23 protein-coding genes are annotated in these 24003 nt (G+C 58.9%); 13 read left to right on the forward strand and 10 right to left on the reverse strand.

Annotation, left to right across the window (positions count from 1 at the left end; genetic code table 11):
- Positions 1-10: 10 nt before the first annotated feature.
- Positions 11-682 carry a GntR family transcriptional regulator gene (locus HKK57_RS13890; RefSeq protein WP_029292093.1) on the reverse strand — a complete coding sequence of 224 codons (672 nt, stop codon included), beginning with the start codon at positions 680-682 and terminating at the stop codon, positions 11-13.
- Positions 683-809: 127 nt separating this feature from the next.
- Here HKK57_RS13890 and HKK57_RS13895 point away from each other — a divergent pair, with 127 nt between their 5' ends.
- The 3 genes from HKK57_RS13895 to gdhA all read left to right on the forward strand — a co-directional run bounded on the left by HKK57_RS13895 (position 810) and on the right by gdhA (position 5480).
- Entirely contained in the window at positions 810-2006 is a 1197-nt protein-coding gene (locus HKK57_RS13895; protein ID WP_070994152.1) for a benzoate/H(+) symporter BenE family transporter, read from the forward strand.
- A 121-nt stretch (positions 2007-2127) separates the two neighbouring features.
- On the forward strand, positions 2128-3792 hold the full coding sequence (gene ettA, locus HKK57_RS13900) for an energy-dependent translational throttle protein EttA (RefSeq protein ID WP_029292090.1): 1665 nt from the start codon (positions 2128-2130) through the stop codon (positions 3790-3792).
- A gap of 350 nt (positions 3793-4142) precedes the next feature.
- The gene (gdhA, locus tag HKK57_RS13905) at positions 4143-5480 is read left to right on the forward strand and encodes an NADP-specific glutamate dehydrogenase (protein ID WP_169390301.1); all 1338 of its coding nucleotides are present in this window, start codon (positions 4143-4145) and stop codon (positions 5478-5480) included.
- 66 nt (positions 5481-5546) lie between these two features.
- Here gdhA and HKK57_RS13910 read toward each other — a convergent pair whose 3' ends face one another.
- The 4 genes from HKK57_RS13910 to HKK57_RS13925 all read right to left on the reverse strand — a co-directional run bounded on the left by HKK57_RS13910 (position 5547) and on the right by HKK57_RS13925 (position 8935).
- Positions 5547-5903, reverse strand: coding sequence for a hypothetical protein (locus HKK57_RS13910; protein ID WP_092230517.1), 357 nt, complete (start codon positions 5901-5903; stop codon positions 5547-5549).
- A 132-nt stretch (positions 5904-6035) separates the two neighbouring features.
- On the reverse strand, positions 6036-6338 hold the full coding sequence (locus HKK57_RS13915; protein WP_092230514.1) for a chorismate mutase: 303 nt from the start codon (positions 6336-6338) through the stop codon (positions 6036-6038).
- Positions 6339-6500: 162 nt separating this feature from the next.
- Positions 6501-8354: an Lnb N-terminal periplasmic domain-containing protein gene (locus HKK57_RS13920; protein ID WP_070994149.1), complete on the reverse strand. Its 1854-nt coding sequence runs from the start codon at positions 8352-8354 to the stop codon at positions 6501-6503.
- Between the two features lie 92 nt (positions 8355-8446).
- The gene (locus HKK57_RS13925) at positions 8447-8935 is read right to left on the reverse strand and encodes a DUF3015 domain-containing protein (RefSeq protein WP_029292080.1); all 489 of its coding nucleotides are present in this window, start codon (positions 8933-8935) and stop codon (positions 8447-8449) included.
- A gap of 265 nt (positions 8936-9200) precedes the next feature.
- Here HKK57_RS13925 and HKK57_RS13930 point away from each other — a divergent pair, with 265 nt between their 5' ends.
- Both HKK57_RS13930 and HKK57_RS13935 read left to right on the forward strand, forming a co-directional pair.
- On the forward strand, positions 9201-11639 hold the full coding sequence (locus tag HKK57_RS13930; RefSeq protein ID WP_029292078.1) for a Lon protease family protein: 2439 nt from the start codon (positions 9201-9203) through the stop codon (positions 11637-11639).
- Between the two features lie 272 nt (positions 11640-11911).
- Complete coding sequence (locus HKK57_RS13935) at positions 11912-12232, forward strand: PA4575 family protein (protein ID WP_029292076.1); 321 nt, start codon at positions 11912-11914, stop codon at positions 12230-12232.
- 41 nt (positions 12233-12273) lie between these two features.
- On the opposite strand, the gene HKK57_RS13940 is transcribed toward HKK57_RS13935, so the two are convergent.
- Positions 12274-14094: a hypothetical protein gene (locus HKK57_RS13940; protein ID WP_169390302.1), complete on the reverse strand. Its 1821-nt coding sequence runs from the start codon at positions 14092-14094 to the stop codon at positions 12274-12276.
- Between the two features lie 164 nt (positions 14095-14258).
- On the opposite strand from HKK57_RS13940, the gene HKK57_RS13945 reads away from it, so the two are divergent.
- The gene (locus tag HKK57_RS13945) at positions 14259-14747 is read left to right on the forward strand and encodes a TIGR00645 family protein (RefSeq protein WP_029292073.1); all 489 of its coding nucleotides are present in this window, start codon (positions 14259-14261) and stop codon (positions 14745-14747) included.
- A gap of 146 nt (positions 14748-14893) precedes the next feature.
- Positions 14894-15511, forward strand: a complete 618-nt coding sequence (locus HKK57_RS13950; protein WP_029292071.1) for an FKBP-type peptidyl-prolyl cis-trans isomerase — start codon at positions 14894-14896, stop codon at positions 15509-15511.
- A 147-nt stretch (positions 15512-15658) separates the two neighbouring features.
- On the opposite strand, the gene HKK57_RS13955 is transcribed toward HKK57_RS13950, so the two are convergent.
- The 3 genes from HKK57_RS13955 to HKK57_RS13965 form a co-directional block, all read right to left on the reverse strand.
- Positions 15659-15916 (reverse strand): PA4570 family protein, encoded by a 258-nt coding sequence (locus HKK57_RS13955; protein ID WP_029292069.1) that lies wholly within the window; start codon positions 15914-15916, stop codon positions 15659-15661.
- 195 nt (positions 15917-16111) lie between these two features.
- Complete coding sequence (locus HKK57_RS13960; RefSeq protein ID WP_029292067.1) at positions 16112-16453, reverse strand: zinc ribbon domain-containing protein YjdM; 342 nt, start codon at positions 16451-16453, stop codon at positions 16112-16114.
- Between the two features lie 172 nt (positions 16454-16625).
- On the reverse strand, positions 16626-17594 hold the full coding sequence (locus HKK57_RS13965; RefSeq protein ID WP_169390303.1) for a polyprenyl synthetase family protein: 969 nt from the start codon (positions 17592-17594) through the stop codon (positions 16626-16628).
- Between the two features lie 377 nt (positions 17595-17971).
- Here HKK57_RS13965 and rplU point away from each other — a divergent pair, with 377 nt between their 5' ends.
- The 5 genes from rplU to HKK57_RS13990 all read left to right on the forward strand — a co-directional run bounded on the left by rplU (position 17972) and on the right by HKK57_RS13990 (position 21715).
- Positions 17972-18286, forward strand: coding sequence for a 50S ribosomal protein L21 (rplU, locus tag HKK57_RS13970; protein WP_003176051.1), 315 nt, complete (start codon positions 17972-17974; stop codon positions 18284-18286).
- 34 nt (positions 18287-18320) lie between these two features.
- The gene (gene rpmA, locus HKK57_RS13975) at positions 18321-18578 is read left to right on the forward strand and encodes a 50S ribosomal protein L27 (RefSeq protein ID WP_029292052.1); all 258 of its coding nucleotides are present in this window, start codon (positions 18321-18323) and stop codon (positions 18576-18578) included.
- Between the two features lie 193 nt (positions 18579-18771).
- On the forward strand, positions 18772-19995 hold the full coding sequence (cgtA, locus tag HKK57_RS13980; protein ID WP_029292050.1) for an Obg family GTPase CgtA: 1224 nt from the start codon (positions 18772-18774) through the stop codon (positions 19993-19995).
- A 123-nt stretch (positions 19996-20118) separates the two neighbouring features.
- Complete coding sequence (gene proB, locus HKK57_RS13985; protein WP_057441105.1) at positions 20119-21237, forward strand: glutamate 5-kinase; 1119 nt, start codon at positions 20119-20121, stop codon at positions 21235-21237.
- Between the two features lie 13 nt (positions 21238-21250).
- Positions 21251-21715 carry a CreA family protein gene (locus HKK57_RS13990; protein WP_029292045.1) on the forward strand — a complete coding sequence of 155 codons (465 nt, stop codon included), beginning with the start codon at positions 21251-21253 and terminating at the stop codon, positions 21713-21715.
- A gap of 189 nt (positions 21716-21904) precedes the next feature.
- On the opposite strand, the gene rpsT is transcribed toward HKK57_RS13990, so the two are convergent.
- The gene (gene rpsT / locus HKK57_RS13995) at positions 21905-22183 is read right to left on the reverse strand and encodes a 30S ribosomal protein S20 (protein WP_029292043.1); all 279 of its coding nucleotides are present in this window, start codon (positions 22181-22183) and stop codon (positions 21905-21907) included.
- A 253-nt stretch (positions 22184-22436) separates the two neighbouring features.
- Between rpsT and murJ the strand changes: the two genes are divergently transcribed.
- Positions 22437-23975, forward strand: coding sequence for a murein biosynthesis integral membrane protein MurJ (murJ, locus tag HKK57_RS14000; protein ID WP_169390304.1), 1539 nt, complete (start codon positions 22437-22439; stop codon positions 23973-23975).
- Positions 23976-24003: the final 28 nt, after the last annotated feature.

Genomic DNA, 24003 nt, shown 5'->3' on the forward strand with positions numbered 1-24003 from the left:
GCACTCACTTTTAAGTTTTGCGGTCGAAAAAGTTTTCCAGTGCAATAGCGGCCTTTATCAAGTGCTTGCGCACCAACTCCTCGGCGCGGTCCAGATCCTGGTGGGTGGCGGCCTCGACCATCGCCAGGTGTTCGTCCTGTGACATGTGCTCACGGCCCATGGCAGACAAGTGAAAGCGCAGGTAACGATCCTCCACGGACAGTTGTTTCTCGACCAGTTGCAAGAACTTGGCATGAGGCGTCTTCCCGTAGAGGCACATGTGAAAACGCTTGTTCAGCACCCCCAGTTGGTCCATTTCCGTTTCGTCATTCATCTGCTGGATCAAGTCCCTGGCCATCTGCAGATCTTCGTGGGTCAAGTAGGGAATCGACTGCCGTATGGCGGCCGGTTCCAGTGCCAGGCGGATCGCGTAGTTATCAAGGCCATCGGCCTTCGATATCTGCGTCACGATCGCGCCTTTGTAAGGCACGAAATCCACTAGCGCCTGTGCCTCCAGTTTCTTCAGCGCTTCTCGAACCGGCATGCGACTGACGTTGAAGGTCTGCGCCAGCTCCTCTTGGCGCAACACCTCTCCGGGAGGGAGCCGGCCCTCCAGGATTGCCTGCTTCAGCACCTGTTCAATCTGCTCGCTTGCTGTTCTGTGTTGAATTTCACCCAGGTCACTAAGCCGTTTGCTTTTCAAATCTACTACTCACTACTATTCAGACGAAGCAACCAATATCCATTGGATATTGGTTTAGCATCGTATTTTCGATTGTGCAAGTTTGTTCCTGTCACGGCTCGAAAAGTCGACAAGCGAGGTGGCGGTGATGAGTGTTTCAAGCAAGCGATGGAGTGCGCGCAGTGGTCTACCCGTGGCTTGGTGGAGCCTGATCAGCACAGGTGCGAGTGCAGCGCTGATAGGGTTTATCAGTACTTTTTTTATTGTGCTGCAGGGTTTTTACAACGTGGGGGCTTCACCCAGCCAGGCGGTCAGCGCCCTGGCGGTACTGTGTCTGTTTCAGGGAGGGCTGGGGATCGCCTACTCCTTGTTAACCCGAAAGCCGTACGCGTTTGCGTGGTCGACACCGGGGTCGGCGATCCTGCTTGGGTATAACCAGCCCCTGGTTGGGTTTGGTGAAGCAGTCGGTGCCTTTTTCATGTCCGGGGTGCTGATGCTAGCGCTGGCCGTAGTACCGAACATTGCCCGCTATATTGAAAAAATACCCGCCAGCCTGTCATCGGCGATGCTGGCGGGGGTTTTGCTCTCACTGTCCACCTCGTTTGTACCGGCCTTTGAGCGCTACCCCTTGATCATGGGAGTGGTGGCCGCCCTTTGGTTGGTGCTGTTTATCTTCAAACCGTTATTCGCCTTGCCGGTGACGCTTTGCGCGCTATTTGCCTATTTCCTGCTCCAGCCACCGCTGGCACCGGTGGTGGAGGCTTCAGCCTTGACGTTTGAGTGGGTAGTACCGGTCTTCACCTTGTCTTCGTTTATCAACCTGTCCATCCCACTGTTTGTGGTCACGTTGTTTTCACAGAATATTCCCGGCTATCTGATTTTGCGTAATAACGGCTACACCAGCCATTTCCCCGGGATGCTGTTCGTCACCGGATTCGCCACCAGTTGTGCCTCCCTGTTCGGCTGCCACAATCTCAACCTGGCAGCGCTGACGGCGGCCATGTGTGCCGGGCCCTTGGCCTGCGAAGACAAGTCGCAGCGGTATATCGCCAGTTGTGCGGCGGGCATCAGTTACTGGGTCATGGCGTTCTTTGCCGCCGGGTTGGTGAGCCTGTTATCGGTCATTCCCTCGGCGGTTGTGCTGGCGCTGGCAGCACTGGCATTGTTCAGCACGCTGGCGGACGCCCTGAGGGACGCGCTCAAAAGTGATCTTTATTACCCGGCTGTCGCCACCTTGATGATCACCGTGTATTTCCCCGACTTCTTCCATGTGTCTTCTTCATTTTGGGGGTTGGCGCTGGGGTTTGTGTTCTATCTGGCCTACAGCAGGAAAAAGCGCGGCTGAAAAGCACCTGTCAACCTGCCCGCCGCCGCTGACTTAGGTTAACCTTGATCATTCGATGTGCTACGTACAGCGCCATGCCGCTACGCAGGCCCTGTTCTCATCTTTTTACGAGGTCCATATTTTGGCTCAATACGTTTTCACCATGCATCGGTTGGGCAAAGTTGTTCCACCGAAGCGGGAAATCCTGAAAAACATTTCGTTGTCCTTTTTTCCGGGCGCCAAGATCGGTGTGCTCGGCCTCAACGGTTCGGGTAAGTCCACGCTCCTGAAAATCATGGCTGGCGTCGACACCGAGTTCGAAGGCGAAGCCCGCCCGATGCCCGAACTGAACATCGGCTACCTGCCGCAAGAGCCGATCCTGGATCCGTCCAAGACTGTGCGTGAAGTGGTCGAGGAAGCCGTCAGCGTCATCAAGGACGCCCAGGCCCGCCTGGACGAGGTCTATGCCGCCTACGCCGAGCCGGATGCCGACTTCGACAAACTGGCCGCCGAACAGGCCAAGCTCGAAGCCATCCTGCAGGCCGGTGACGGTCACAACCTGGAGCGCCAGCTGGAAGTCGCCGCCGATGCGCTGCGCCTGCCGGCGTGGGACGCCAAGGTCGAGCACCTGTCCGGTGGTGAAAAGCGCCGCGTGGCCTTGTGCCGCCTGCTGCTCTCGGCCCCCGACATGCTGCTGCTCGACGAACCGACCAACCACTTGGACGCCGACTCCGTGGCCTGGCTGGAACACTTCCTCCATGACTTCCCGGGCACCGTGGTTGCGATCACGCACGACCGGTACTTCCTGGACAACGTCGCCGGCTGGATCCTGGAACTCGACCGTGGCGCGGGTATCCCTTACGAGGGCAACTACTCCGGTTGGCTGGAAGCCAAGTCCGACCGTCTGGCCGCTGAATCCAAGCAGCAGTCGGCCCATGAAAAGGCCATGAAAGACGAGCTGGAATGGGTGCGCAAAGGCGCCAAGGCCCGTCAGTCGAAATCCAAGGCCCGTCTGCAACGCTTCGAGGAAATGCAGTCCCAGGAATTCCAGAAGCGCAGCGAGACCAACGAAATCTACATCCCGGCCGGTCCGCGCCTGGGTGACAAGGTCATCGAGTTCAAGAACGTCTGCAAAGGCTATGGCGACCGCGTGCTGATCGACAACCTGTCGTTCTCCATGCCTAAAGGCGCCATCGTTGGCGTGATCGGTGGTAACGGTGCGGGTAAATCCACGCTGTTCCGCATGCTGATGGGCAAGGAGCAACCGGATTCGGGCACCATCGAAGTCGGCGAAACCGTGCAACTGGCCTGTGTCGACCAGAGCCGCGAAGACCTCGACGGCAGCAAGACCGTGTTCCAGCAGATTTCCGACGGTTCCGACCAGATCCGCATCGGCAACTATGAAATCCCGTCGCGCACCTATGTCGGCCGCTTCAACTTCAAGGGTGGCGACCAGCAGAAGTTCGTCAAGGACCTGTCCGGTGGTGAGCGTGGTCGCTTGCACCTGGCCCTGACCCTGAAAGAGGGCGGCAACGTCCTGCTGCTCGACGAACCGTCCAACGACCTCGACGTTGAAACCCTGCGTTCCCTGGAAGAAGCCCTGCTGGACTTCCCGGGCGCCGCGATTGTGATCTCTCACGATCGGTGGTTCCTTGACCGCGTGGCGACACACATCCTCGCGTACGAAGATGACTCGCAAGCTGTGTTCTTCGAAGGCAACTACACCGAGTACGAAGCCGATCGCAAGAAGCGCCTGGGCGAAGCGGCTGCCCAGCCGCATCGTGTACGGCACAAGAAACTGGCCTGAATCGGGTCGGTGGTTTGAAAAGCGGAGCCTTCGGGCTCCGTTTTTTTTGCCTGTGTTTCGGGAATACCGCGTTGAATGCATTCGCGAGCAAGCCCGCTCCCACATTCGACCGCATTCCAAGGTTGAAACTCGATCAAATGTGGGAGCGGGCTTGCTCGCGAAAGCGGTTTAACTGTTGGTGCATGCCTGAAGCTGAAATACCCTTTTTGGGGCGTTAAGAGTCAGTTATTTATATCTATTGCACCATTTAAATTCACAAAAGCGACATTTTGCCCTGTCGCGGTGCGACATGAATTGATAAAGTCCTGGGCAATTCGCCATTAACGACAATAAATCTGCCGAGACTTTTCATGATCGAATCCGTCGAATCCTTCCTTGCCCGCCTCAAAAAACGCGACCCGGACCAGCCGGAATTCCACCAAGCCGTGGAAGAAGTCCTACGCAGCCTGTGGCCTTTTCTTGAAGCCAATCCCCACTACCTGACTTCGGGCATCCTCGAGCGCATCTGCGAGCCGGAGCGGGCCATTACCTTCCGGGTATCGTGGGTCGATGACCAGGGCAAGGTCCAGGTCAATCGCGGTTTCCGTATCCAGATGAACAGCGCCATTGGTCCCTATAAAGGCGGCCTGCGCTTCCATCCGTCGGTCAACCTCGGAGTGCTGAAATTCCTCGCCTTCGAGCAGACCTTCAAGAACTCCCTGACCTCGCTGCCCATGGGCGGCGGCAAGGGCGGCTCGGACTTTGATCCCAAGGGCAAGAGCGACGCCGAGGTCATGCGTTTCTGCCAGTCGTTCATGAGCGAGTTGTATCGCCATATCGGCGCGGACGTTGACGTACCCGCTGGTGACATTGGCGTGGGCGCCCGGGAAATCGGCTTTCTGTTCGGCCAGTACAAGCGCCTGAGCAACCAATTCACCTCGGTGTTTACCGGTAAGGGCATGAGCTACGGCGGCAGCCTGATCCGCCCCGAGGCCACCGGTTTTGGCTGTGTGTACTTTGCTGAAGAAATGCTCAAGCGCCAGGGCCAGCGTGTCGAAGGCAAGCGCGTGGCGGTTTCTGGCTCGGGCAACGTCGCGCAGTACGCGGCGCGCAAAGTCATGGACTTGGGCGGCAAAGTAATTTCCCTGTCCGATTCCGAAGGCACCCTGTATTGCGAAAGTGGTTTGACCGAGGAGCAATGGTCGGCGCTGCTGGAGCTGAAAAACGTACAGCGCGAGCGTATCAGCGAATTGGCCTCGCGCTTCGGCCTGGAATTCCGCGCCGGCAAGACCCCGTGGGAACTGGCTTGCGATATCGCCCTGCCATGCGCGACGCAGAACGAACTGGACGCCGAAGCCGCCCACCACCTGTTGCGCAACGGCTGCATCTGCGTGGCCGAAGGCGCCAATATGCCGATCACCCTCGAGGCTGTGGATATCTTTATCGACGCCGGCATCCTGTTCGCACCGGGCAAAGCCTCCAATGCCGGCGGCGTGGCGGTGAGTGGCCTGGAAATGTCGCAAAACGCCATGCGCCTGCTGTGGACCGCCGGTGAAGTGGACAGCAAACTGCACAACATCATGCAATCGATCCACCACGCCTGTGTGCACTACGGTGAGGAAAATGGCCGGGTCAACTACGTGAAGGGCGCGAACATCGCGGGCTTTGTGAAAGTGGCCGATGCAATGCTGGCCCAGGGCATCGTCTAAGCCATAACGCTGATCCACTGTAGGAACCGGCTTGCCATCGCTGGCAAGCCAGCGCCTACAGAGGTGTTATTGGCTGCGATAGGCCCGTGCGGCGTCGCGGTCCTTCTCTTGCTGCCAGGCGCGCTCGCGCTCGTCCCAGTGGCGCTCCCGGTAGTCCTGCTGGTCCTCGCTCTCGCGCATGGCCTTGCACTGGCGAAAGCCATCTTCCCAGCCTTCGGCGTAGGTGCGGTCCTTCACATAGCGTGGGACGTCCTTGCGAAACACCCCAGTGATTACCCCGGCCGCCTGGCGCCCACTGCCGCAGCCATCCTCAAAACCGTCGGCGAAGGCCGGTGGATAACCCCTGGCCAGCAACTCCTCGTGGGTGGTCTGGCACCCTGAAAGCGCCATCACCACGCCCAGCATCACAGCGAACCGCCACATCTCATACTCCCCGGCCGTTGAGCGGCTGATAAGGGAAGTCTAGAAGGGGATTCGTCGGGGAGATGTGAAAGCTGGGTGAGCTATCTGTTTGGACGGCATATTTTTGTTGGCAAGCCCGCTTGCCACAGGGGGTTATGTCGTAGGTTGGGTGAGAGCGGCGTGTTCGGCCAATTCCTGCTGGATGAATGCGCTGATCATCGCCCGGTACACCTGTTCAGTGACGTCGGGGTTGGCGCCAAGGGTGTGCGATAGCTCGCGAACCTTGTTGATGACTTGTTCGACACGCTGGGGAGCCTTGACGCCGTCGCTGTCTTTTTTAAAGCGCGCAGCCTGGGAGACGAAACTACCGCGTTCGGCCAGCAGGGCGACGATCTGGCGGTCCAGGCGGTCGATGTTTTCCCGGACTTGTTCAAGGGTGGTGCAGGTGACGGCCATGTCGTTAGAGCTCCTGTAGGTATGGGGTAAACACGGACTAAAAATGTGGGAGCGGGCTTGCTCGCGAAAGCGGTGCTTCAGTCAATCTATCCGGCGACTGATACTCCTCCATCGCGGGCAAGCCCGCTCCCACACTGGAATTTCAGTGGGTTTTGCGCCGGGTCAATAGTGATACCACTTCACTTCCAGCATCACTTCGTTCACCGGCGTGGCCATGTGGCTGAACTCGCGTTGTGCGCTCAGGCGTACGCCGAGGTTACGTGACACTTCCCACTGCTGATTCAGGCTGATACTACGGCGTACTTCGCCATTGGTGAAGAAGTCGCCCTTGGCCTCCAGGCTGAGGTTGCCCAGCGGGTTTTTCCACAAGACACCAGTGTTGAAGCCGGCCGCCGGGGAGATGAATTCGCTGAAGTCGTTGTTATGTTCCACGCGCACGGTGCCGAGGGCAAAACCGAGCATGTCGTCGTGCAGTTGCCAGGTGCCGCCGGCGCCGCCATTGACGTGGCTGACCAGGGTTTCGTCGTCATGTTTGCCCGGTACTCGCTCAAGGCCGCCGGTGACTTGCCAGGACAACGGCTGCAGCAGCTCATTGCGTGGGGTCAGGGAGCGGATGGTCGCCAGGTCCAGTTGCTGCAGTTGCCAGTTGTTACCTTCGTACTGGCGCAGTTTCATCTGCAGGATTTCAATCTGCGCGCCCAGGGGGAAGCCTTCGGCGTTGTCGTTGAGGTCGTGGTAAGCCATGCGCAGGCCGTATTCGCCGAAGGCCTTGTCGCCACGGGTACCGATGCCTGCTTGCCAGGTGCGCGACTCATGGCCGTTTTCCGGCAGGCCAGGGCGATCGATCTGGAGGTCGGGCGCCGGGTTCTGGTTGATTGCCCGCAGCAACTCGAAACTGCGCTGGGAGCGCTCGCTGTCGCGCTCCAGGCCGTTGGCACGGTAGCGGCCAAGGCGGTAGGCAGCGTCGATGATCAGGGCCTGGCGGTCTTTGCCCAGGCTTTTGAACGTTGGGTCTTGCAGTTGTTTCTGGTCATCGCTGATCTTCAGCACCCATTGTTGCTCGTCGCTGTCCAGGGGCTTGGCGCGCTCCAGTAATTCCCGTTCACGGGACGGGCGGTAATCGATTTTTTCCACCAGGCCGGCGTCCTTCACCGCTTTTACGGTGTCGGTAGGAATGGCAGTCAGCGGGAACTGTTCGGTCAGGCGCAGGCCGGGGCGCGCCACTTGCAGCAGCTCCAGCAGGCGGTACGAGCAGTTTTCATCGAAGAAGAAGTAGTCGAACTGGATCTGCTTGAGCTCCCACACGTGCTCGACCATGCGCTCGGTTTCGACCTGGGTCAGGTTCAGGCGGTATTCCCACAGGTCGCGGTTCTCCAGGCTACGGTATTCCGAGAGTTTTTCCTGGTAGGGCACCAGGGCAAACAGCCCTGGGTAACCGCCCATCAGGCCTTTCCAGGCGTAGAGGATGCTGTTGTCCGAGCCTTCAATGTAGGCGCCGAAATTGATCGCGTAGCTGAGCAGGGCAGTCTTGTTGCTTTGTACGTCGGCCTGGTCGATGCGCAGCAAGGTATGGCCGAACATCGAGGACGGGCTGTTGAGATAGGCCGCCGGGAAGATCATCACCGCGCTGTGGGGCGCGACGTCCTTGAACCATTGCTTGAACTCGGCGCAGTCCACGGCCGGCAGGTCGCTCAGCTGCAACTGGTCTTTGAGCCAGCGGGTGCGGGCCGGGTACACGCATTGGGTGTGTTTTTCGCCAAGGCTGGCCGGGGCGTACAACGCCTCTACAGTGGCCTTGAGCTCGGCGTCCGGGTGATGGGCACCGTCTTTGGCGATGAAAAATTTCTGGTCGCTGACATAGCTGCGCCAACCGCTGATCTTGCCGGCTTCGTAGTGCCCCAGCGAAAGCCAGAACGGATCATTGGCCAGTTGCTGCAAACGTTGATCATCAAGATGCGGTGCCGCAGATAGCGGGGCGCAGGCGAAGAGTGCCAGGTAGGCAAGGCGTTTGAGCATAGGGGCAACTTAAGTCGGAATAAATAAAGACCCAAAGCGGGCAGGTCCAAAAAACAAAACCCGCGCCGGATAAGGGCGCGGGCAGGTCGAGCTTAAGCCTGGGTGGCGTATTTCGCCAGGCGGGCATCGCCTTTGAGAACAGCGATGGTGTTGGAGTGCACGTCTTCTGCGGTTACGTCAGCCTTGCTGAAGATCTGCTGGAAGTGTTCGTGAGTCACTGCTGCGAAGTGATCACGATCCTCTGGAGCAACGCCCAGGACCACGGCATAGGTGGTCAGCGCTTCGCCATTGCCTTTGGCCATGTCTTCGGACAGCTCGTTCATCATGCCATTCATGGCAATCCACGATTTGCCGCCGTAAGTCAGCGCGCTGTTGGTGCTGCAACCGTTGGTGCCCGAGGTCATGCCGAACGTGGCGTTACCGGAGGTGCCGTTGGTGGTGGAGGCCAGGAAGTGGGCCGGCGTGCCGCGCTGGCCTTCGAACAGCATGTTGCCCCAACCGCAGTTCGGGCCACCTGGCGCTTCGGCCATTGCATTGAGGGAGACAACGGTGAAGAGAGTACCGAGAAGGATCCGTTTCATAGCTTTGTTCTCTTAGTGTGCAAACCAATGGACAAGGGTTCAGGCGCCTCATGGCGCCCTAGGGGCCAGTTATTAGTCCAACCCGCGCAGTTTGGAGTTTAGGCATGTTCCAAGGGTTCCGTGGGTTTTTGTAAAACAATCAATGCAGACCGGTTTTTTTGCAAGCCGCATCCCGTGTCTATGCTTTACCTCAGTCGTGCCTTGCCAGCCAGCTACGCACGGCGCCAGAATGCCGCCATTGCCCCGCCTGATGTAAGGAAGCCCGATGCCTGATCCTGTTGCTGCCAGCTTGCGTCTAGCGCCCGAAGCGCTGACTCGTCCTTTCTCCGCTGAACAGTTCAGCTTCTCGACCACCAATGACTTGGAGCCCTTTCGCGGTGTGCTTGGCCAGGAACGCGCGGTTGAAGCGTTGCAGTTCGGTGTGGCGATGCCACGCCCCGGTTACAACGTGTTTGTCATGGGTGAGCCCGGTACCGGGCGCTTTTCGTTCGTCAAACGCTACCTCAAGGCCGAAGGCAAGCGCCTGCAGACCCCGGCAGACTGGGTCTATGTCAATAATTTCGACGAGCCCCGCGAGCCCCGCGCCCTGGAATTGCCTGCAGGCGGCGCGGCCCCGTTCATTGCCGATATCAGTGGCCTGATCGACAACCTGGTCGCCACGTTCCCGGCGGTGTTCGAGCACCCGACGTATCAGCAGCGCAAAAGCGCCATCGACCGCGCCTTCAACCAGCGCTACGACCGTGCGTTGGACGTGATCGAGCGTCTGGCCCTGGAAAAGGACGTGGCGCTGTACCGTGACAGCACCAACATCGCCTTTACCCCGATGCTCGATGGCAAGGCCCTGGACGAGGCCGAGTTCTCGCAACTGCCGGAAGCCGATCGTGAGCGCTTCCACACGGATATTTCCGAGCTCGAAGAACGCCTCAACGAAGAACTCGCCAGCCTGCCGCAGTGGAAGCGCGAGTCCAACAACCAGATGCGCCAGTTCAACGAAGAGACCATCACCCTGGCCTTGCAGCCATTGCTGGCGCCGTTGTCGGAGAAGTACGCCGAGAACGCCGGCGTCTGCGGCTACCTGCAGGCGATGCAGGTCTATCTGCTCAAGACCGTGGTCGAGTTGTTGGTGGATGACGCGAAAACCGACGCCCAGGCGCGCAAGCTGCTCGAAGAGCAGTACTGCCCGAGCCTGGTAGTGGGCCATGCGCTCAATGGCGGCGCACCCGTGGTGTTCGAGCCGCACCCGACCTACGACAACCTGTTCGGCCGGATCGAGTACAGCACCGACCAGGGCGCGCTCTACACCACCTATCGGCAATTGCGCCCGGGGGCGCTGCACCGCGCCAACGGCGGCTTCCTGATCCTGGAAGCCGAGAAAATGCTCAGCGAGCCGTTTGTCTGGGACGCGCTCAAGCGGGCCCTGCAATCACGCAAGCTGAAGATGGAATCGCCACTGGGCGAGTTGGGCCGCCTGGCCACCGTGACCCTCAACCCGCAAGTGATTCCATTGCAGGTGAAGGTCATCATCATCGGCGCCCGTTCGCTGTACTACACGTTGCAAGACCTGGATCCGGACTTCCAGGAGATGTTCCGGGTACTGGTGGATTTCGATGAAGATATCCCGATGGTCGATGAGAGCCTGGAGCAATTTGCCCAATTGCTGAAAACCCGTACCTCGGAAGAAGGCATGGCACCGCTGACCTCGGATGCCGTGGCGCGGCTGGCGACCTACAGCGCTCGCCTGGCGGAGCACCAGGCACGCCTGTCGGCCCGGATTGGCGACCTGTTCCAACTGGTCAGCGAGGCGGACTTCATCCGCCACTTGGCAGGCGACGAACGCACTGACGCCGGGCATATCGAACGTGCCCTGAAAGCCAAGGCCACGCGTACCGGGCGGGTCTCTGCGCGGATTCTCGACGACATGCTCGCCGGTGTCATCCTCATCGACACGGCTGGCGCCGCGGTGGGTAAATGCAACGGGCTGACTGTGCTCGAGGTCGGTGATTCGGCGTTTGGTGTGCCGGCGCGGATTTCCGCCACGGTGTACCCGGGCGGTAGCGGCATTGTCGATATCGAGCGCGAGGTCAACCTTGGGCAACCGATCCACTCCAAGGGCGTGATGATCCTCACCGGTTACCTGGGCAGCCGTTATGCCCAGGAATTCCCCCTGGCGATCTCCGCGAGCATTGCCCTGGAGCAATCCTACGGTTACGTCGACGGCGACAGTGCCTCGTTGGGCGAGGCCTGCACATTGATTTCGGCGCTGTCGAAGACGCCGCTCAAGCAGTGCTTTGCCATCACCGGCTCGATCAACCAGTTCGGCGAAGTGCAGGCGGTGGGCGGGGTCAACGAGAAGATCGAAGGCTTCTTCCGTCTGTGCGAGGCTCGTGGCTTGACGGGCGAGCAGGGCGCGATCATTCCCCAGGCCAACGTCGCGACGTTGATGCTCGATGAGAAGGTCTTGCAGGCCGTGCGGGCAGGGCAGTTCCATGTGTATGCCGTGCGCCAGGCCGACGAGGCGTTGAGCCTGTTGGTGGGCGAACCTGCGGGTGAGCCGGATGCAGAAGGGCAATTCCCCGAGGGTAGCGTCAACGCCCGCGTGGTTGAGCGTCTGCGGGCGATTGCCGAGATGATCAGCGAGGAAGACCTCAAAGAGGCGGAAAAGGAACTGGCGCAGCAGGCGTTGGCTGAGGCCAAGCCAACCTGATGTATCCGTTGTAGGAGCCGGCTTGCCGGCGATGGCGGTCTGTCAGGTATTGATAGGCCAGCAGCTTTGGCGCTATCGCCGGCAAGCCGTCTCCTACAGGGGGTGCCATATTTTTGGCTCAATTGTATGGGGCCAACCACCGTTGGTCCCTACAACCTTGGTTTGTACCGGTTTTCTTCTATTCTCAGCTCAAGGGATATCTACAGGAGTCATGGGATAGAGACAGCCTTGCACTTGGAGGCTGAACACCGGATCTACCGAGGGTCGCCGCCATGCCGCGCAGCCTTTGCCTCACCCGCCAGTGCCTGGGCCTGGTTACCCGAATTGAATGTTCCATTCGTCCTCTTGCGGGGGACGCAGGGATGTGGACGTTGCTGTTTGCCGCCGGAATGACCGGTGAGCAGCCCTCGACCATCAAGTCCCAAGGGCCGTTCCACGGGCCGTTCGTCGCGGAAAACATTCTTGAATCCATCGTGCAAAGCCTGACCCTGCACGGCTACGAACTGGCCGACGACCCGCAGATATGGTGCATTCACCTGCAAGCCCATCTGCGCCAGCTCAACGGCGGCCGGCCCCACGCCCTGCACCTGTAACCCGCAACCCCTGTAGGAGCCGGCTTGCCGGCTCCTACAGGTTATTTGGTCTCGGGTTTGTCCAGTTTGACCTCAAAGCCGTACTGCACCGTGTTCAACGCCGTGCGTTGGTAGGTTTCAAGCTCGGTCGGCCGGCCATAAAAGTAATGCACATCAAACAGTGCAGTGCCGTATTCCTGGGCGCGATGGCTGACGCCGAGGATTTCCTTCAAGTAGTTGCCGCTGGCGTCCTTGGCAAAGAACCGCCAACTGTCTGAAGGAAAAAGCGCCTGGTCGACAATCAGCGCGTTGTCCTGGAGCGACAGGCCCTTGGGCAATTGTGCCGTGCTGACGGTGCTTTTTTCGATGGTGGCGAGGAACAGTGGGATCGATCCCACGGCAAACCCTGGGTTTTCCGGGAATAAATTCAGATCGTAGGTGATCGTTCCGCGCCATGGGTCGACCTCAAAGGCCTCGGTGGGCAACTCGATGGGCTCGCCGCGCTTGCCTTCATCGTTTGCCGTAAAGAACGTCAGCGGTGCATCGCTGCTGGTGCGTGTTGAGCCGATCAGGTCGTCATTGAACGTGAAAGGATGGTCAAAGGCGATGTGGGCGGCGCTGGCGTCCTCCACTGACTGGCTGATGGTGATGCTGCTTTTCAACTGGTCTTCGGTGAGGCTGGCGCTTTGCAGCCAGTCTGCGGCCTGGTCGTCATACACCGTGACCGGCATGGGCAGGGCCTGCACGGTTTTTTCCAGGCTGTTTTTGTCGAAGCGCCGGATCGGCAGCTCAAGGTCCTTGCGGGTGACGGTTGCTTGGGAAAAGTCCAGTACGCTGACCTGCAGGTTATCGATCTGGCCATTGAAGTAGACCTTGGCGTAGTGGCTGGCCTGTTTTTGCTCAAAGGCTTTCTGCTCGTCTCCCAGCTGTTTCTCAAAGGCGTCGGACCAGGTTTTCTGCTTGCGCATCTGCGCCAGTTGCTGCTCGTAGAACGCCACCTGGGCGGCGCTCTCGTTGATTGAGCCGGAGCGGGAAAGAAACTGCCCTGTAGTGTCGCGGGCCTGGACCAGCAGCGGGTTGGGCGACTCATCCGCCACTTGCGGCGCCAGGGGCGCGGTGTTGGTCAGTTCGATCTCGGCGTAGTTGTTTTCCAGGGCCAGCAGGGTAACGGTGAGGTTTTCTTCGCTGCGTTTCTGGCCCACGTCTTTGCGAGTCAGGTCGAAGGTCAGGACTTTACGCGGTGCGATGACCTCGACCTGGCCCTTGAGTGTGACGGGTTGGGGCTGGCTCTTGTTGTCCGTCTCGATGCCTTCGATGAACGGATAGGTGACGGTCAGGTCGTCCGGGTTGGTCAGGTTGGAGCTGCTGGGGCTCAGTTGAATGCCGGGGTCGGTTTCCGACCATTCCGGCTGGAATGGGATGACCTTGTTGTTGCTCAAGGTCACCGATTGCCATTCCAGGCCATGGGGAAAGGGGAATTGGTCCGGCATATTGACGCTGAACGGGAACACCGGTTGCAGATCGGTCAGGTAGTCCGAGTGCGAGTTTTTGCGCAGGACGAATAGCCCGTTGATGTAGGTATCCACCAGTGCTTGTGGCGTCGGGTAGTGCGCAAGCGCGGCCAGGGTGTTTTCCCCGTACTCGGTCTCGACGGGTTTGCTGTCTAGCTTGATGCGCGCACGCTCCAGCAGCAGCAGCGAGCCGCCCAGTTCGGCTACGGCCTCCTTGAGGCGTGGGTCCTGGATGGCGTCCAGGGATTGCTCGAACTGAGCGGTTTTTTCTTCGAGACTGGCTTGCTTGTGCTCGTCGTTGGGGGAGCAGCCGCTGGCCGCCAGCAATGCCACACACAGGCCAAGACTGGCCAAGGGAGATCGCACATCCATTATTTGAGATTCCTGTCCGGCAGCATCGAGCCACTTTGATGAGGCCGACACTAGCAGAAAAATTGTCTTACAGAAGCGCTACAGGTCAGTTTCCGGGTGGTTATGGCGCGATGTACGTGGCTGATATACTCGCCGCCATTTCTAGCCACGCTGTGTGAGATTCCATGGAACGCTTTATCGAAAATGCAATGTATGCCTCCCGCTGGCTGCTGGCGCCGATCTATTTCGGCTTGTCCCTCGGGCTGCTGGCGTTGGCGCTGAAATTCTTCCAGGAAGTGATCCACCTGCTGCCCAATGTCTTTGCGATGGCCGAGTCGGAGCTGATCCTGGTGCTGCTGTCGCTGATCGACATGGCCCTGGTGGGTGGGTTGCTGGTGATGGTGATGATTTCCGGCTACGAGAACTTCGTCTCGCAATTGGATATCGACGACAACAAGGAAAAGCTCAACTGGCTGGGCACCATGGACTCTTCGTCGCTGAAGATGAAAGTGGCGGCATCCATCGTGGCGATTTCCTCGATCCACCTGCTGCGTATCTTCATGGATGCCAAGAATGTCGATCCACAGCACCTGATGTGGTACGTGATCATTCACATGACCTTCGTGATCTCGGCGTTTGCCATGGGTTACCTGGATAAAGTCACCAAGCATTGATCCAGGCCCGGCGCCTTTTGGCCCGGGATTTTGGGCTCATCAAGCGTAGGGCGAGTGTGCTAGTCTGCTCGCCCTTTTAGTTTGGATAGCACGCAGAAACTGCGCTTTTGCAGGCCTTTGCGGTTGTCCTACAGCGGAGCCTTTCCATGTCCGAAGTTAATCTGTCCACCGACGAAACCCGCGTCAGCTACGGTATTGGCCGTCAGTTGGGCGACCAACTGCGCGACAACCCGCCACCTGGCGTGAGCCTGGACGCGATCCTGGCTGGCCTGACCGACGCGTTCGGCGGCAAGCCAAGCCGTGTTGACCAAGAGCAAATGGCTGCCAGCTTCAAGGTGATCCGCGACATCATGCAAGCCGAAGCCGCAGCCAAGGCTGAAGCCGCCGCAGGCGCTGGCCTGGCATTCCTGGCTGAAAACGCCAAGCGTGAAGGCATCACCACCCTGGCTTCCGGCCTGCAGTTTGAAGTGCTGACCGCCGGTGAAGGCGCCAAGCCGACCCGTGAAGACCAGGTGCGTACCCACTACCATGGCACCCTGATCGACGGCACTGTGTTCGACAGCTCCTACGAGCGTGGCCAGCCGGCAGAATTCCCGGTGGGTGGCGTGATCGCTGGCTGGACTGAAGCCCTGCAACTGATGAATGCCGGTAGCAAATGGCGCCTGTACGTGCCGAGCGAACTGGCTTACGGCGCACAAGGCGTTGGCAGCATCCCGCCGCACAGCGTTCTGGTATTCGACGTCGAGCTGCTCGACGTTCTGTAAGACCTGCTGATGGTTGCGCCTGGCTCTGTGTAGGCGCTGGCTTGCGTGCGATGCAGATGACTCGGTCTTGAGCTACACCGAGGTGCTGCTATCGCAGGCAAGCCAGCTCCCACCTGAGCCCGGTGCAATCAGGGCTTTTCGGGTTGCTCATGGGTGAAACTTGCCATGCAGCTCTGTCACCGGGCGCAATGCTCGGGCATAGCAGAACAGAAACAGATTCCTCACTACCTCCTTCAGCACCCCAGGTTCACTGGAACTCAGGCCGTTGACGTCCAGGTCGCCCTGGTCCTGCAATTCATTCAGCGCTTCTTCTTCGAGCACCGCACACACTTCGCCGGTTTCCCGATGAAGGATCCGCAGGTAAGGGTGCGGACGGTCCAGCCAGGCATCAATCAAATAAGTCATGGTTCGCATCTCCTTGAAAGGTTTCAATGAGAATAATTCTTATTCGTAGAATAGCAAGTCCCTATTGGCAATTTCCTGATTTTTCTGTGTGGGCATTGTGCAAGGTCAAAAGGGATGGCTTTTTGCTACTTGGAGGGAGGTGAAGCGGGGAGGGTGAGACGCCATCCCGCGGCGGGCGCGGGATGGGCAGGCAGGTCAGACCTTGCGGACGAACTCGGACTTGAGCTTCATCGGGCCGATACCGTCGATCTTGCAGTCGATATCGTGGTCGCCATCGCACAGGCGGATGTTCTTGACCTTGGTGCCGACCTTGACCACCAGCGAGGTGCCCTTGACCTTGAGGTCTTTGATCACGGTGATGGTGTCACCGTCTTGCAGGACGTTACCCACGGAGTCTTTCTTCACGGCTTCATCATTGGCTGCTTCGGCTTCACCACCGACGGACCACTCGTGGGCGCATTCCGGGCAGATCAGCTGGGCGCCGTCTTCATAGGTGTATTCGGAATTGCATTTTGGGCAGGGTGGCAACGTGCTCACTAAAGCTCCTTGAAAGTCAGGATGGCTAAAAGTCGCACATTATATAGGGTTTTGCTGGGGCGGGGGCGCTGCGGTCTAAATGTGGGAGCTGGCTTGCCTGCGATGCAGGCACCTCGGTCTATCAGCGGTACCGAGGTGATGCTATTGCAGGCAAGCCAGCTCCCACAGAGCGTTAGTGAGTACGGGCTACCGCAAACTCACTCAGTTCCACCAGGGCATCCCGGTATTCGCTGGCTGGAAGGGCTTCCAGGCATTTGATGGCGCGGGCTACGTAGTCGCGGGCCAGTTGTGCGGTGTAGTCGAGCGAGCCCGAGGCTTCCACGGCTGCGCGGATGCTTTCCAGGTCCTCGATGCCGCCTTTCTGGATCGCCTTGCGCACCAGTGCTGCCTGTTCCGGCGTGCCTTCGCGCATGGTGTAGATCAGCGGCAGGGTCGGCTTGCCTTCGGCCAGGTCGTCACCGACGTTCTTGCCCAGGGCTTCAGCGTCGCCGCGATAGTCGAGCAGGTCATCCACCAGTTGGAAGGCCACGCCCAGGTGGTCACCAAAGGTGCGCAGGGCTTCGGCCTGTTCGGCAGTCGCCTGGCACAGGGCGGCGGCGCTGTGGGTCGAGGCTTCGAAGAGCATCGCGGTCTTGCCGCGAATCACTTCCATGTAGGTTTCTTCGGTGGTGCTCGCGTCACGCACCTTGGACAGCTGCAACACTTCGCCTTCAGCGATGATGCGCGTGGCCTGGGACAGGATTTTCATCACCGGCATCGAGCCCAGTTCGACCATCATTTCGAACGAGCGCGAATACAGGAAGTCGCCCACCAACACGCTGGGCGCATTGCCCCACATGGCGTTGGCGGTCTCGCGACCACGGCGCATGCCGGACATGTCGACCACGTCGTCGTGCAGCAGGGTGGCGGTGTGCAGGAACTCGATAGTAGCGGCCAGCAGGCGCAGGTCATCGCCTTCGCGGCCCAGGGCCTTGCCACACAGCAACACTAATAAAGGACGCAGGCGTTTACCGCCGGCAGACGTAATATAGTCGCCAATTTTGGAGACCAGCGGCACTTTAGAAGTCAGTTGCTTCTTGATGATGTCGTCGACGGCGCTAAAATCGTCCGCCACCGCGCGGTAGAAAGCTTGGGGTTGCATCAGCGACAGTCGCTCCAGAAGGGTTGCGCGGCATGCTAGGACCCGCGCCCCCGGGTGTCAAGGCGCGTCCAGTCACCGTGAAAGCTACTGCGCTCGGTAATCCTGCGTCAAAAACAGGCTCGGAATGCTCATTTACAACCAGTAAACTCCGCTTCCTCGCCTGTTTTTTCCTTGTCTTCCCTTCGCTCGCTACGCTTTCACGGCGACTGGCGGCTACTTGCAAGCCTTCCACAGCTTGCGTACAATCGCGCACCCTGAACTTCCTGGGCAGCACCTGCCTTACGCAATTGCATTCGGGACGTCCATCCCATGCAGCCATGCCAGCCAATACCTCTTCTTATAAAGCGCTGGGTGAGCAGGATTATCGGAGAAATACCATGTCGTACGCAGTAATTGTTACTGGTGGCAAGCAATACAAGGTCGCCCCAGGTGAATACCTGAAGATCGAAAAACTGGAAATCGCTACCGGCGAATCCGTTACTTTTGATCGCGTTCTGTTGGTCGCCAATGGCGATGACGTGAACATCGGCGCTCCAGTTGTTGCTGGCGCTACCGTTGTGGCTGAAGTGATCTCCCAAGGTCGTCACGATAAAGTCCGCATCATCAAGTTCCGTCGTCGTAAGCACCACATGAAGCGTATGGGCCACCGCCAGTGGTACACCGAGATCAAAATCACCGGTATTCAGGCTTAATTTCAGCCTAATTCCTCACTAGGAGAATTGACTCATGGCACACAAAAAAGCTGGTGGTAGTACCCGTAACGGTCGCGACTCAGAAGCCAAACGCCTTGGCGTTAAGATGTATGGCGGCCAGAAAATCATTCCGGGCAACATCATCGTGCGTCAGCGCGGCACCCAATTCCACGCCGGTTACGGTGTAGGCATGGGTAAAGATCACACCCTCTTCGCGAAAATCGAAGGCGTGATCAAGTTTGAAGTAAAAGGCGCGTTCAACCGCCGTTACGTGAGCGTTGTCTCGGCTTAATTGCGAGCTCGCTGGAAAAGCCCTGTCTTGCGACGGGGCTTTTTCGTTTGTGGGGTGAGTCTCTTGCAAAGCTGTTTGTGATGGGCTCAAGCGCTGGATTTGCGGTCGTTGATTGAGGTCGCTGCGCTCATTTTTGCAAGAGTCTTATGTCTTGGTTTCTTAAGCTCGTCCGTGCGGCGAGAGGCGTTTTGTTATGAAGTTCGTTGATGAAGTTTCCATCCGAGTAAAAGCAGGCGACGGCGGTAACGGTTGCATGAGTTTCCGCCGCGAAAAGTTCATCGAGAACGGTGGTCCGAACGGTGGTGATGGTGGTGATGGCGGTTCCATCTACATGATGGCCGACGAAAACCTCAATACCCTGGTGGACTATCGTTACACCCGGCACTTTGATGCCGAGCGTGGCTCCAACGGCGGCAGCACCGACTGCACCGGTAAAAAAGGTGAGGACCTGGTGCTGCGCGTACCGGTCGGCACCACGATCATCGACTCTGCGACCCAGGAAGTGATTGGCGACCTGACCAAGGCCGGCCAGAAGCTGATGGTTGTGCAGGGCGGCTGGCACGGTCTGGGTAATACCCGATTCAAGTCCAGTACCAACCGTGCGCCACGCCAGACTACGCCGGGCAAGCCGGGCGAGCAGCGTGACCTGAAGCTGGAAATGAAAGTACTGGCAGACGTTGGCCTGCTGGGCCTGCCGAACGCCGGTAAAAGTACCTTCATTCGCTCGGTGTCCGCCGCCAAGCCGAAAGTCGCGGATTATCCGTTCACCACCCTGGTGCCGAACCTGGGTGTGGTCAGTGTCGATCGTTGGAAGAGCTTCGTGGTCGCGGACATTCCGGGTCTGATCGAAGGTGCTTCCGATGGCGCGGGCCTGGGGATTCGCTTCCTCAAGCATTTGTCCCGTACCCGTCTGTTGCTGCACCTCGTCGATATGGCGCCGCTGGATGAAACCAGTGCCCCGGATGCTGCCGAAGTGATCGTCAACGAACTGGCCAAGTTCAGCCCGTCCCTGGCTGAGCGTGACCGTTGGTTGGTGTTGAACAAGTGCGACCAGATCCTCGAAGAAGAGCACGAAGAGCGGGTCAAGGAAATCGTTGACCGCCTGCAGTGGGAAGGTCCTGTCTACGTGATCTCCGCCATTGCCAAAGAAGGCACTGAGCGTCTGACCCGCGACATCATGCGCTACCTGGAAGATCGTGCCGATCGCCTGGCTGCCGATCCGGCCTACAAGGCCGAGCTGGCGGATCTTGATCAGCGCATCGAAGACGAGGCGCGTGCGCAGTTGCAGGCGCTGGATGACCAGCGTGCCCTGCGTCGCAGTGGCGTCAAGTCGGTCCATGATATCGGTGACGATGATTGGGACGAGGAAGATGTGGATGATGAAGATGGTCCAGAAATCATTTACGTGCGTGACTGATCTGTTGCGATAAACTTAAGCGCCGCTCAATCGAGCGGCGTTTTAGTATCTGGTAATCGGTAGTCACGAATAACGTTATGGGCGGCGCTGGGTCGCGTGGCCCTCAATCTAAGGTTGAAGATGATGCGGAGCAAAGTGACGGGTGCGCAACGCTGGGTCGTAAAGATCGGAAGTGCGCTGCTGACGGCAGATGGCAAGGGGCTGGATCGCGCAGCCATGAGCGTCTGGGTTGAACAGATGGTGGCCTTGCATGAAGCGGGTGTCGAGTTGGTGCTGGTGTCGTCCGGGGCGGTTGCCGCCGGGATGAGCCGCCTTGGCTGGACCGCGCGACCCAGCGCGATGCATGAGTTGCAGGCGGCTGCGGCGATTGGTCAGATGGGGTTGGTGCAGGCTTGGGAATCCAGCTTCGCCGAGCACGGGCGCCATACCGCGCAGATTCTGTTGACCCATGACGATCTGTCTGACCGCAAGCGTTACCTCAATGCCCGTAGCACCTTGCGTGCCCTGGTCGAGCTCAAGGTGATCCCGGTGATCAACGAGAATGACACCGTGGTGACCGACGAGATCCGTTTTGGCGACAACGACACCTTGGCTGCCCTCGTGGCCAACCTGGTGGAGGCTGACCTGCTGGTGATCCTCACGGATCGCGATGGCATGTTCGACGCCGATCCGCGCAATAACCCGGACGCCCAGTTGATCTACGAGGCGCGTGCCGATGACCCGGCGCTCGATGCCGTGGCCGGCAGTGTCGGTGGTGCGCTGGGGCGTGGTGGCATGCAGACCAAGTTGCGCGCTGCGCGCTTGGCGGCCCGCTCTGGTGCCCATACCATCATCGTCGGCGGGCGCCTGGAGCGCGTGCTGGATCGCCTCAAGGCTGGCGAGCGCATTGGCACGTTGCTATCGCCCGAGCGTGGCATGCTGGCGGCGCGCAAGCAGTGGCTGGCCGGCCATCTGCAGACCCGCGGCACCCTGGTGCTGGATGCGGGGGCGGTGTCGGCGTTGTCCCAAGGTAACAAGAGCTTGTTGCCGGTAGGCGTCAAGCTGGTCCAGGGCAGCTTCCGCCGTGGTGAAATGGTGGTGTGCGTAGCGCCGGACGGTCGTGAGATCGCCCGTGGCCTGGCTAACTACAGCGCCCTTGAGGCGCAGAAAATCATTGGGCAGTCGTCTGAGTCGATTGTCGGTCTGTTGGGTTACATGGCTGAGCCGGAACTGGTTCACCGCGATAACCTGATCCTGGTTTAAAGGAAAAGCTGCGATGCGTGTATTGAAGGGGTTGCTGGGGTTGTTGGTGGCGATGCCGCTGCTGGCTTCGGCTGAAGAGATTGGCCAGGTATCGACGGTGTTCAAGTTTGTCGGCCCCAACGACCGAATCGTCGTCGAGGCGTTTGACGACCCCAAGGTTGACGGCGTGACCTGCTACTTGTCCCGCGCCAAGACCGGCGGTGTCAAAGGTGGTCTGGGCCTGGCCGAAGATCGCGCCGAAGCGTCGATTGCCTGCCGCCAGGTCGGGCCGATCCGCTTCAAGGGTGAGCTCAAGGATGGCGACGAAGTGTTCAAGGAGCGCACCTCGCTGGTGTTCAAGACCATGCAGGTGGTGCGTTTCCTTGATAAGAAGCGCAATACCCTGGTGTATCTGGTCTACAGCGACCGCCTGATCGAAGGCAGTCCGCAGAATGCGGTGACGGCGATTCCGATCCTGCCTTGGCCTAGTGCGCAATAAGCCTGACAGTGCAGCGTTGCTTTATGTGGGAGCTGGCTTGCCTGCGATAGCGGTTTAACAGTCGACATCTGTGTTGAATGTTATGCGCCCGTCGCAGGCAAGTCAGCTCCCGCATTTGTTTTGGGGTTGGCATAAATCGTAGGCAATAAAAAACCGACCCTGGGGTCGGTTTTTTAACAAGCTTATCGCTTAGGCTGCAACAGCAAGGTTCAGAGCCTTGATGTGGCCATTCAGACGACCTTTATGGCGAGCAGCTTTGTTCTTGTGGATGATGCCTTTATCGGCCATACGGTCGATAACTGGCACGGCCAGAACGTAAGCAGCTTGAGCTTTTTCAGCGTCTTTTGCGTCAATGGCCTTAACTACATTCTTGATGTAGGTACGAACCATGGAACGCAGGCTGGCGTTGTGGCTGCGACGCTTCTCAGCCTGTTTTGCACGTTTTTTGGCGGAAGGTGTGTTGGCCACCGTCGAGCTCCTCGAAAGACTTTTTAGGAAATAGCAAACAAAATAGGCCGCGAATCATGCCGATGAGTTGAAGTCTTGTCAAGGGCGGCTGATGCGAACTGCTGAGTGGTCGATCTGAAGAGGCGGGTTATTTATTTCCGGCGCTTGACCTGTAAACTCGCGAGCTTTGGCTCTGTGCTGTTGCAGGCGCGCAGTATCGCATAAGTGGGCGCTTTGTTCGCCTGCTCTTTATCTATAGGCAAAAACTCTTTCAATGAATCTGCTCAAGTCGTTGGCCGCCGTCAGCTCTATCACGATGATTTCCAGGGTTCTGGGGTTTGTACGTGACACCCTCATTGCACGTATTTTTGGCGCGAGCATGGCCACGGATGCCTTCTTTATCGCCTTCAAGCTGCCCAACCTGCTGCGGCGGATCTTCGCCGAGGGTGCGTTTTCCCAGGCATTTGTGCCGATTCTGGCGGAATACAAAACCCAGCAAGGCGACGAGGCCACCCGCACCTTCATCGCCTACGTCTCGGGCCTGTTGACCCTGGTGCTGATGCTGGTGACCATCGCCGGGATGCTCGCCGCACCCTGGATTATCTGGGCCACGGCGCCCGGTTTTGCCAACACCCCGGAAAAATTCGCCCTCACCAGCGATCTGTTGCGGGTGACCTTTCCTTATATATTGCTGATCTCCCTATCGTCCCTGGCGGGCGCGATCCTCAATACCTGGAACCGTTTCTCGGTGCCGGCGTTTGTGCCGACCCTGCTTAACGTCAGCATGATCATATTTGCGTTGTTCCTCACGCCGTACTTCGATCCGCCGGTCATGGCGCTCGGCTGGGCAGTGCTGGCCGGTGGCCTGGCGCAACTGTTGTATCAGCTGCCGCATCTGAAAAAGATCGGCATGCTCGTGTTGCCGCGCCTCAATCTCAAGGACACTGGCGTGTGGCGCGTGATGAAAAACATGCTGCCGGCGATTCTTGGGGTGTCGGTCAGCCAGATCTCCCTGATCATCAACACCGCGTTTGCTTCGCTGCTGGTCTCCGGCTCCGTGTCGTGGATGTATTACGCCGACCGTCTGATGGAATTGCCATCCGGCGTGCTGGGCGTGGCGCTGGGCACCATTTTGCTGCCGACCCTGGCGCGTACTTACGCCAGCAAGGACCGCCATGAATACTCGCGCATTCTCGACTGGGGCCTGCGCCTGTGCTTTGTGCTGGTGCTGCCATGCGCCCTGGCCCTGGGAATCCTGGCGGAGCCACTGACGGTTTCGCTGTTCCAGTATGGCCAATTCAGTGCCTTTGATGCCTTGATGACCCAGCGCGCGCTGATCGCTTATTCGGTGGGGTTGCTGGGGATTATCGTGATCAAGGTCTTGGCGCCGGGCTTTTATGCCCAGCAAAACATTCGTACCCCAGTGAAAATCGCGATTTTTACCCTGGTGGTCACCCAACTGTTCAACCTGATATTCATCGGGCCGCTGGCTCACGCCGGCCTGGCCCTGGCAATCAGCGCCGGCGCCTGCATCAATGCTGGCCTGCTGTTTTATCAACTGCGTAAACAAAAAATGTATCAGCCGCAGCCAGGCTGGGGCGTGTTTGCCCTCAAGTTGCTGTTGGCCGTGGCCGTGATGTCGGCAGTATTGCTGGGGCTGATGCATTGGATGCCGGCGTGGGACGAAGGGCAGATGCTCGAGCGATTCCTGCGCCTGGGCCTGCTGGTCGTGGCCGGGGTGATCGCCTACTTTGGCATGTTGTTGCTGCTGGGCTTCCGTCTGCGGGATTTCAATCGCAAGGCGCTGAATTGATCGCAATCAACAATAAGCCGGCTGTTTT

Origin of the sequence: Pseudomonas sp. ADAK21, from assembly GCF_012935735.1 — a bacterium.
GTDB classification, from domain to species: Bacteria; Pseudomonadota; Gammaproteobacteria; order Pseudomonadales; family Pseudomonadaceae; genus Aquipseudomonas; species Aquipseudomonas proteolytica.

Excerpts from the sequence above, each read along its gene's own strand:
- HKK57_RS13910 (WP_092230517.1), bottom strand. The coding sequence starts at position 5,903 with ATGTGGCGGTTCGCTGTGATGCTGGGCGTGGTGATGGCGCTTTCAGGG.
- HKK57_RS13935 (WP_029292076.1), top strand. The coding sequence starts at position 11,912 with ATGCCGCGCAGCCTTTGCCTCACCCGCCAGTGCCTGGGCCTGGTTACC.
- HKK57_RS13915 (WP_092230514.1), bottom strand. The coding sequence starts at position 6,338 with ATGGCCGTCACCTGCACCACCCTTGAACAAGTCCGGGAAAACATCGAC.
- HKK57_RS13990 (WP_029292045.1), top strand. The coding sequence starts at position 21,251 with ATGCGTGTATTGAAGGGGTTGCTGGGGTTGTTGGTGGCGATGCCGCTG.
- HKK57_RS13920 (WP_070994149.1), bottom strand. The coding sequence starts at position 8,354 with ATGCTCAAACGCCTTGCCTACCTGGCACTCTTCGCCTGCGCCCCGCTA.
- HKK57_RS13940 (WP_169390302.1), bottom strand. The coding sequence starts at position 14,094 with ATGGATGTGCGATCTCCCTTGGCCAGTCTTGGCCTGTGTGTGGCATTG.
- HKK57_RS13965 (WP_169390303.1), bottom strand. The coding sequence starts at position 17,594 with ATGCAACCCCAAGCTTTCTACCGCGCGGTGGCGGACGATTTTAGCGCC.
- HKK57_RS13955 (WP_029292069.1), bottom strand. The coding sequence starts at position 15,916 with ATGACTTATTTGATTGATGCCTGGCTGGACCGTCCGCACCCTTACCTG.
- HKK57_RS13930 (WP_029292078.1), top strand. The coding sequence starts at position 9,201 with ATGCCTGATCCTGTTGCTGCCAGCTTGCGTCTAGCGCCCGAAGCGCTG.
- HKK57_RS13895 (WP_070994152.1), top strand. The coding sequence starts at position 810 with ATGAGTGTTTCAAGCAAGCGATGGAGTGCGCGCAGTGGTCTACCCGTG.
- HKK57_RS13925 (WP_029292080.1), bottom strand. The coding sequence starts at position 8,935 with ATGAAACGGATCCTTCTCGGTACTCTCTTCACCGTTGTCTCCCTCAAT.
- rpmA (WP_029292052.1), top strand. The coding sequence starts at position 18,321 with ATGGCACACAAAAAAGCTGGTGGTAGTACCCGTAACGGTCGCGACTCA.
- murJ (WP_169390304.1), top strand. The coding sequence starts at position 22,437 with ATGAATCTGCTCAAGTCGTTGGCCGCCGTCAGCTCTATCACGATGATT.
- HKK57_RS13950 (WP_029292071.1), top strand. The coding sequence starts at position 14,894 with ATGTCCGAAGTTAATCTGTCCACCGACGAAACCCGCGTCAGCTACGGT.
- proB (WP_057441105.1), top strand. The coding sequence starts at position 20,119 with ATGCGGAGCAAAGTGACGGGTGCGCAACGCTGGGTCGTAAAGATCGGA.
- gdhA (WP_169390301.1), top strand. The coding sequence starts at position 4,143 with ATGATCGAATCCGTCGAATCCTTCCTTGCCCGCCTCAAAAAACGCGAC.
- cgtA (WP_029292050.1), top strand. The coding sequence starts at position 18,772 with ATGAAGTTCGTTGATGAAGTTTCCATCCGAGTAAAAGCAGGCGACGGC.
- rplU (WP_003176051.1), top strand. The coding sequence starts at position 17,972 with ATGTCGTACGCAGTAATTGTTACTGGTGGCAAGCAATACAAGGTCGCC.
- HKK57_RS13945 (WP_029292073.1), top strand. The coding sequence starts at position 14,259 with ATGGAACGCTTTATCGAAAATGCAATGTATGCCTCCCGCTGGCTGCTG.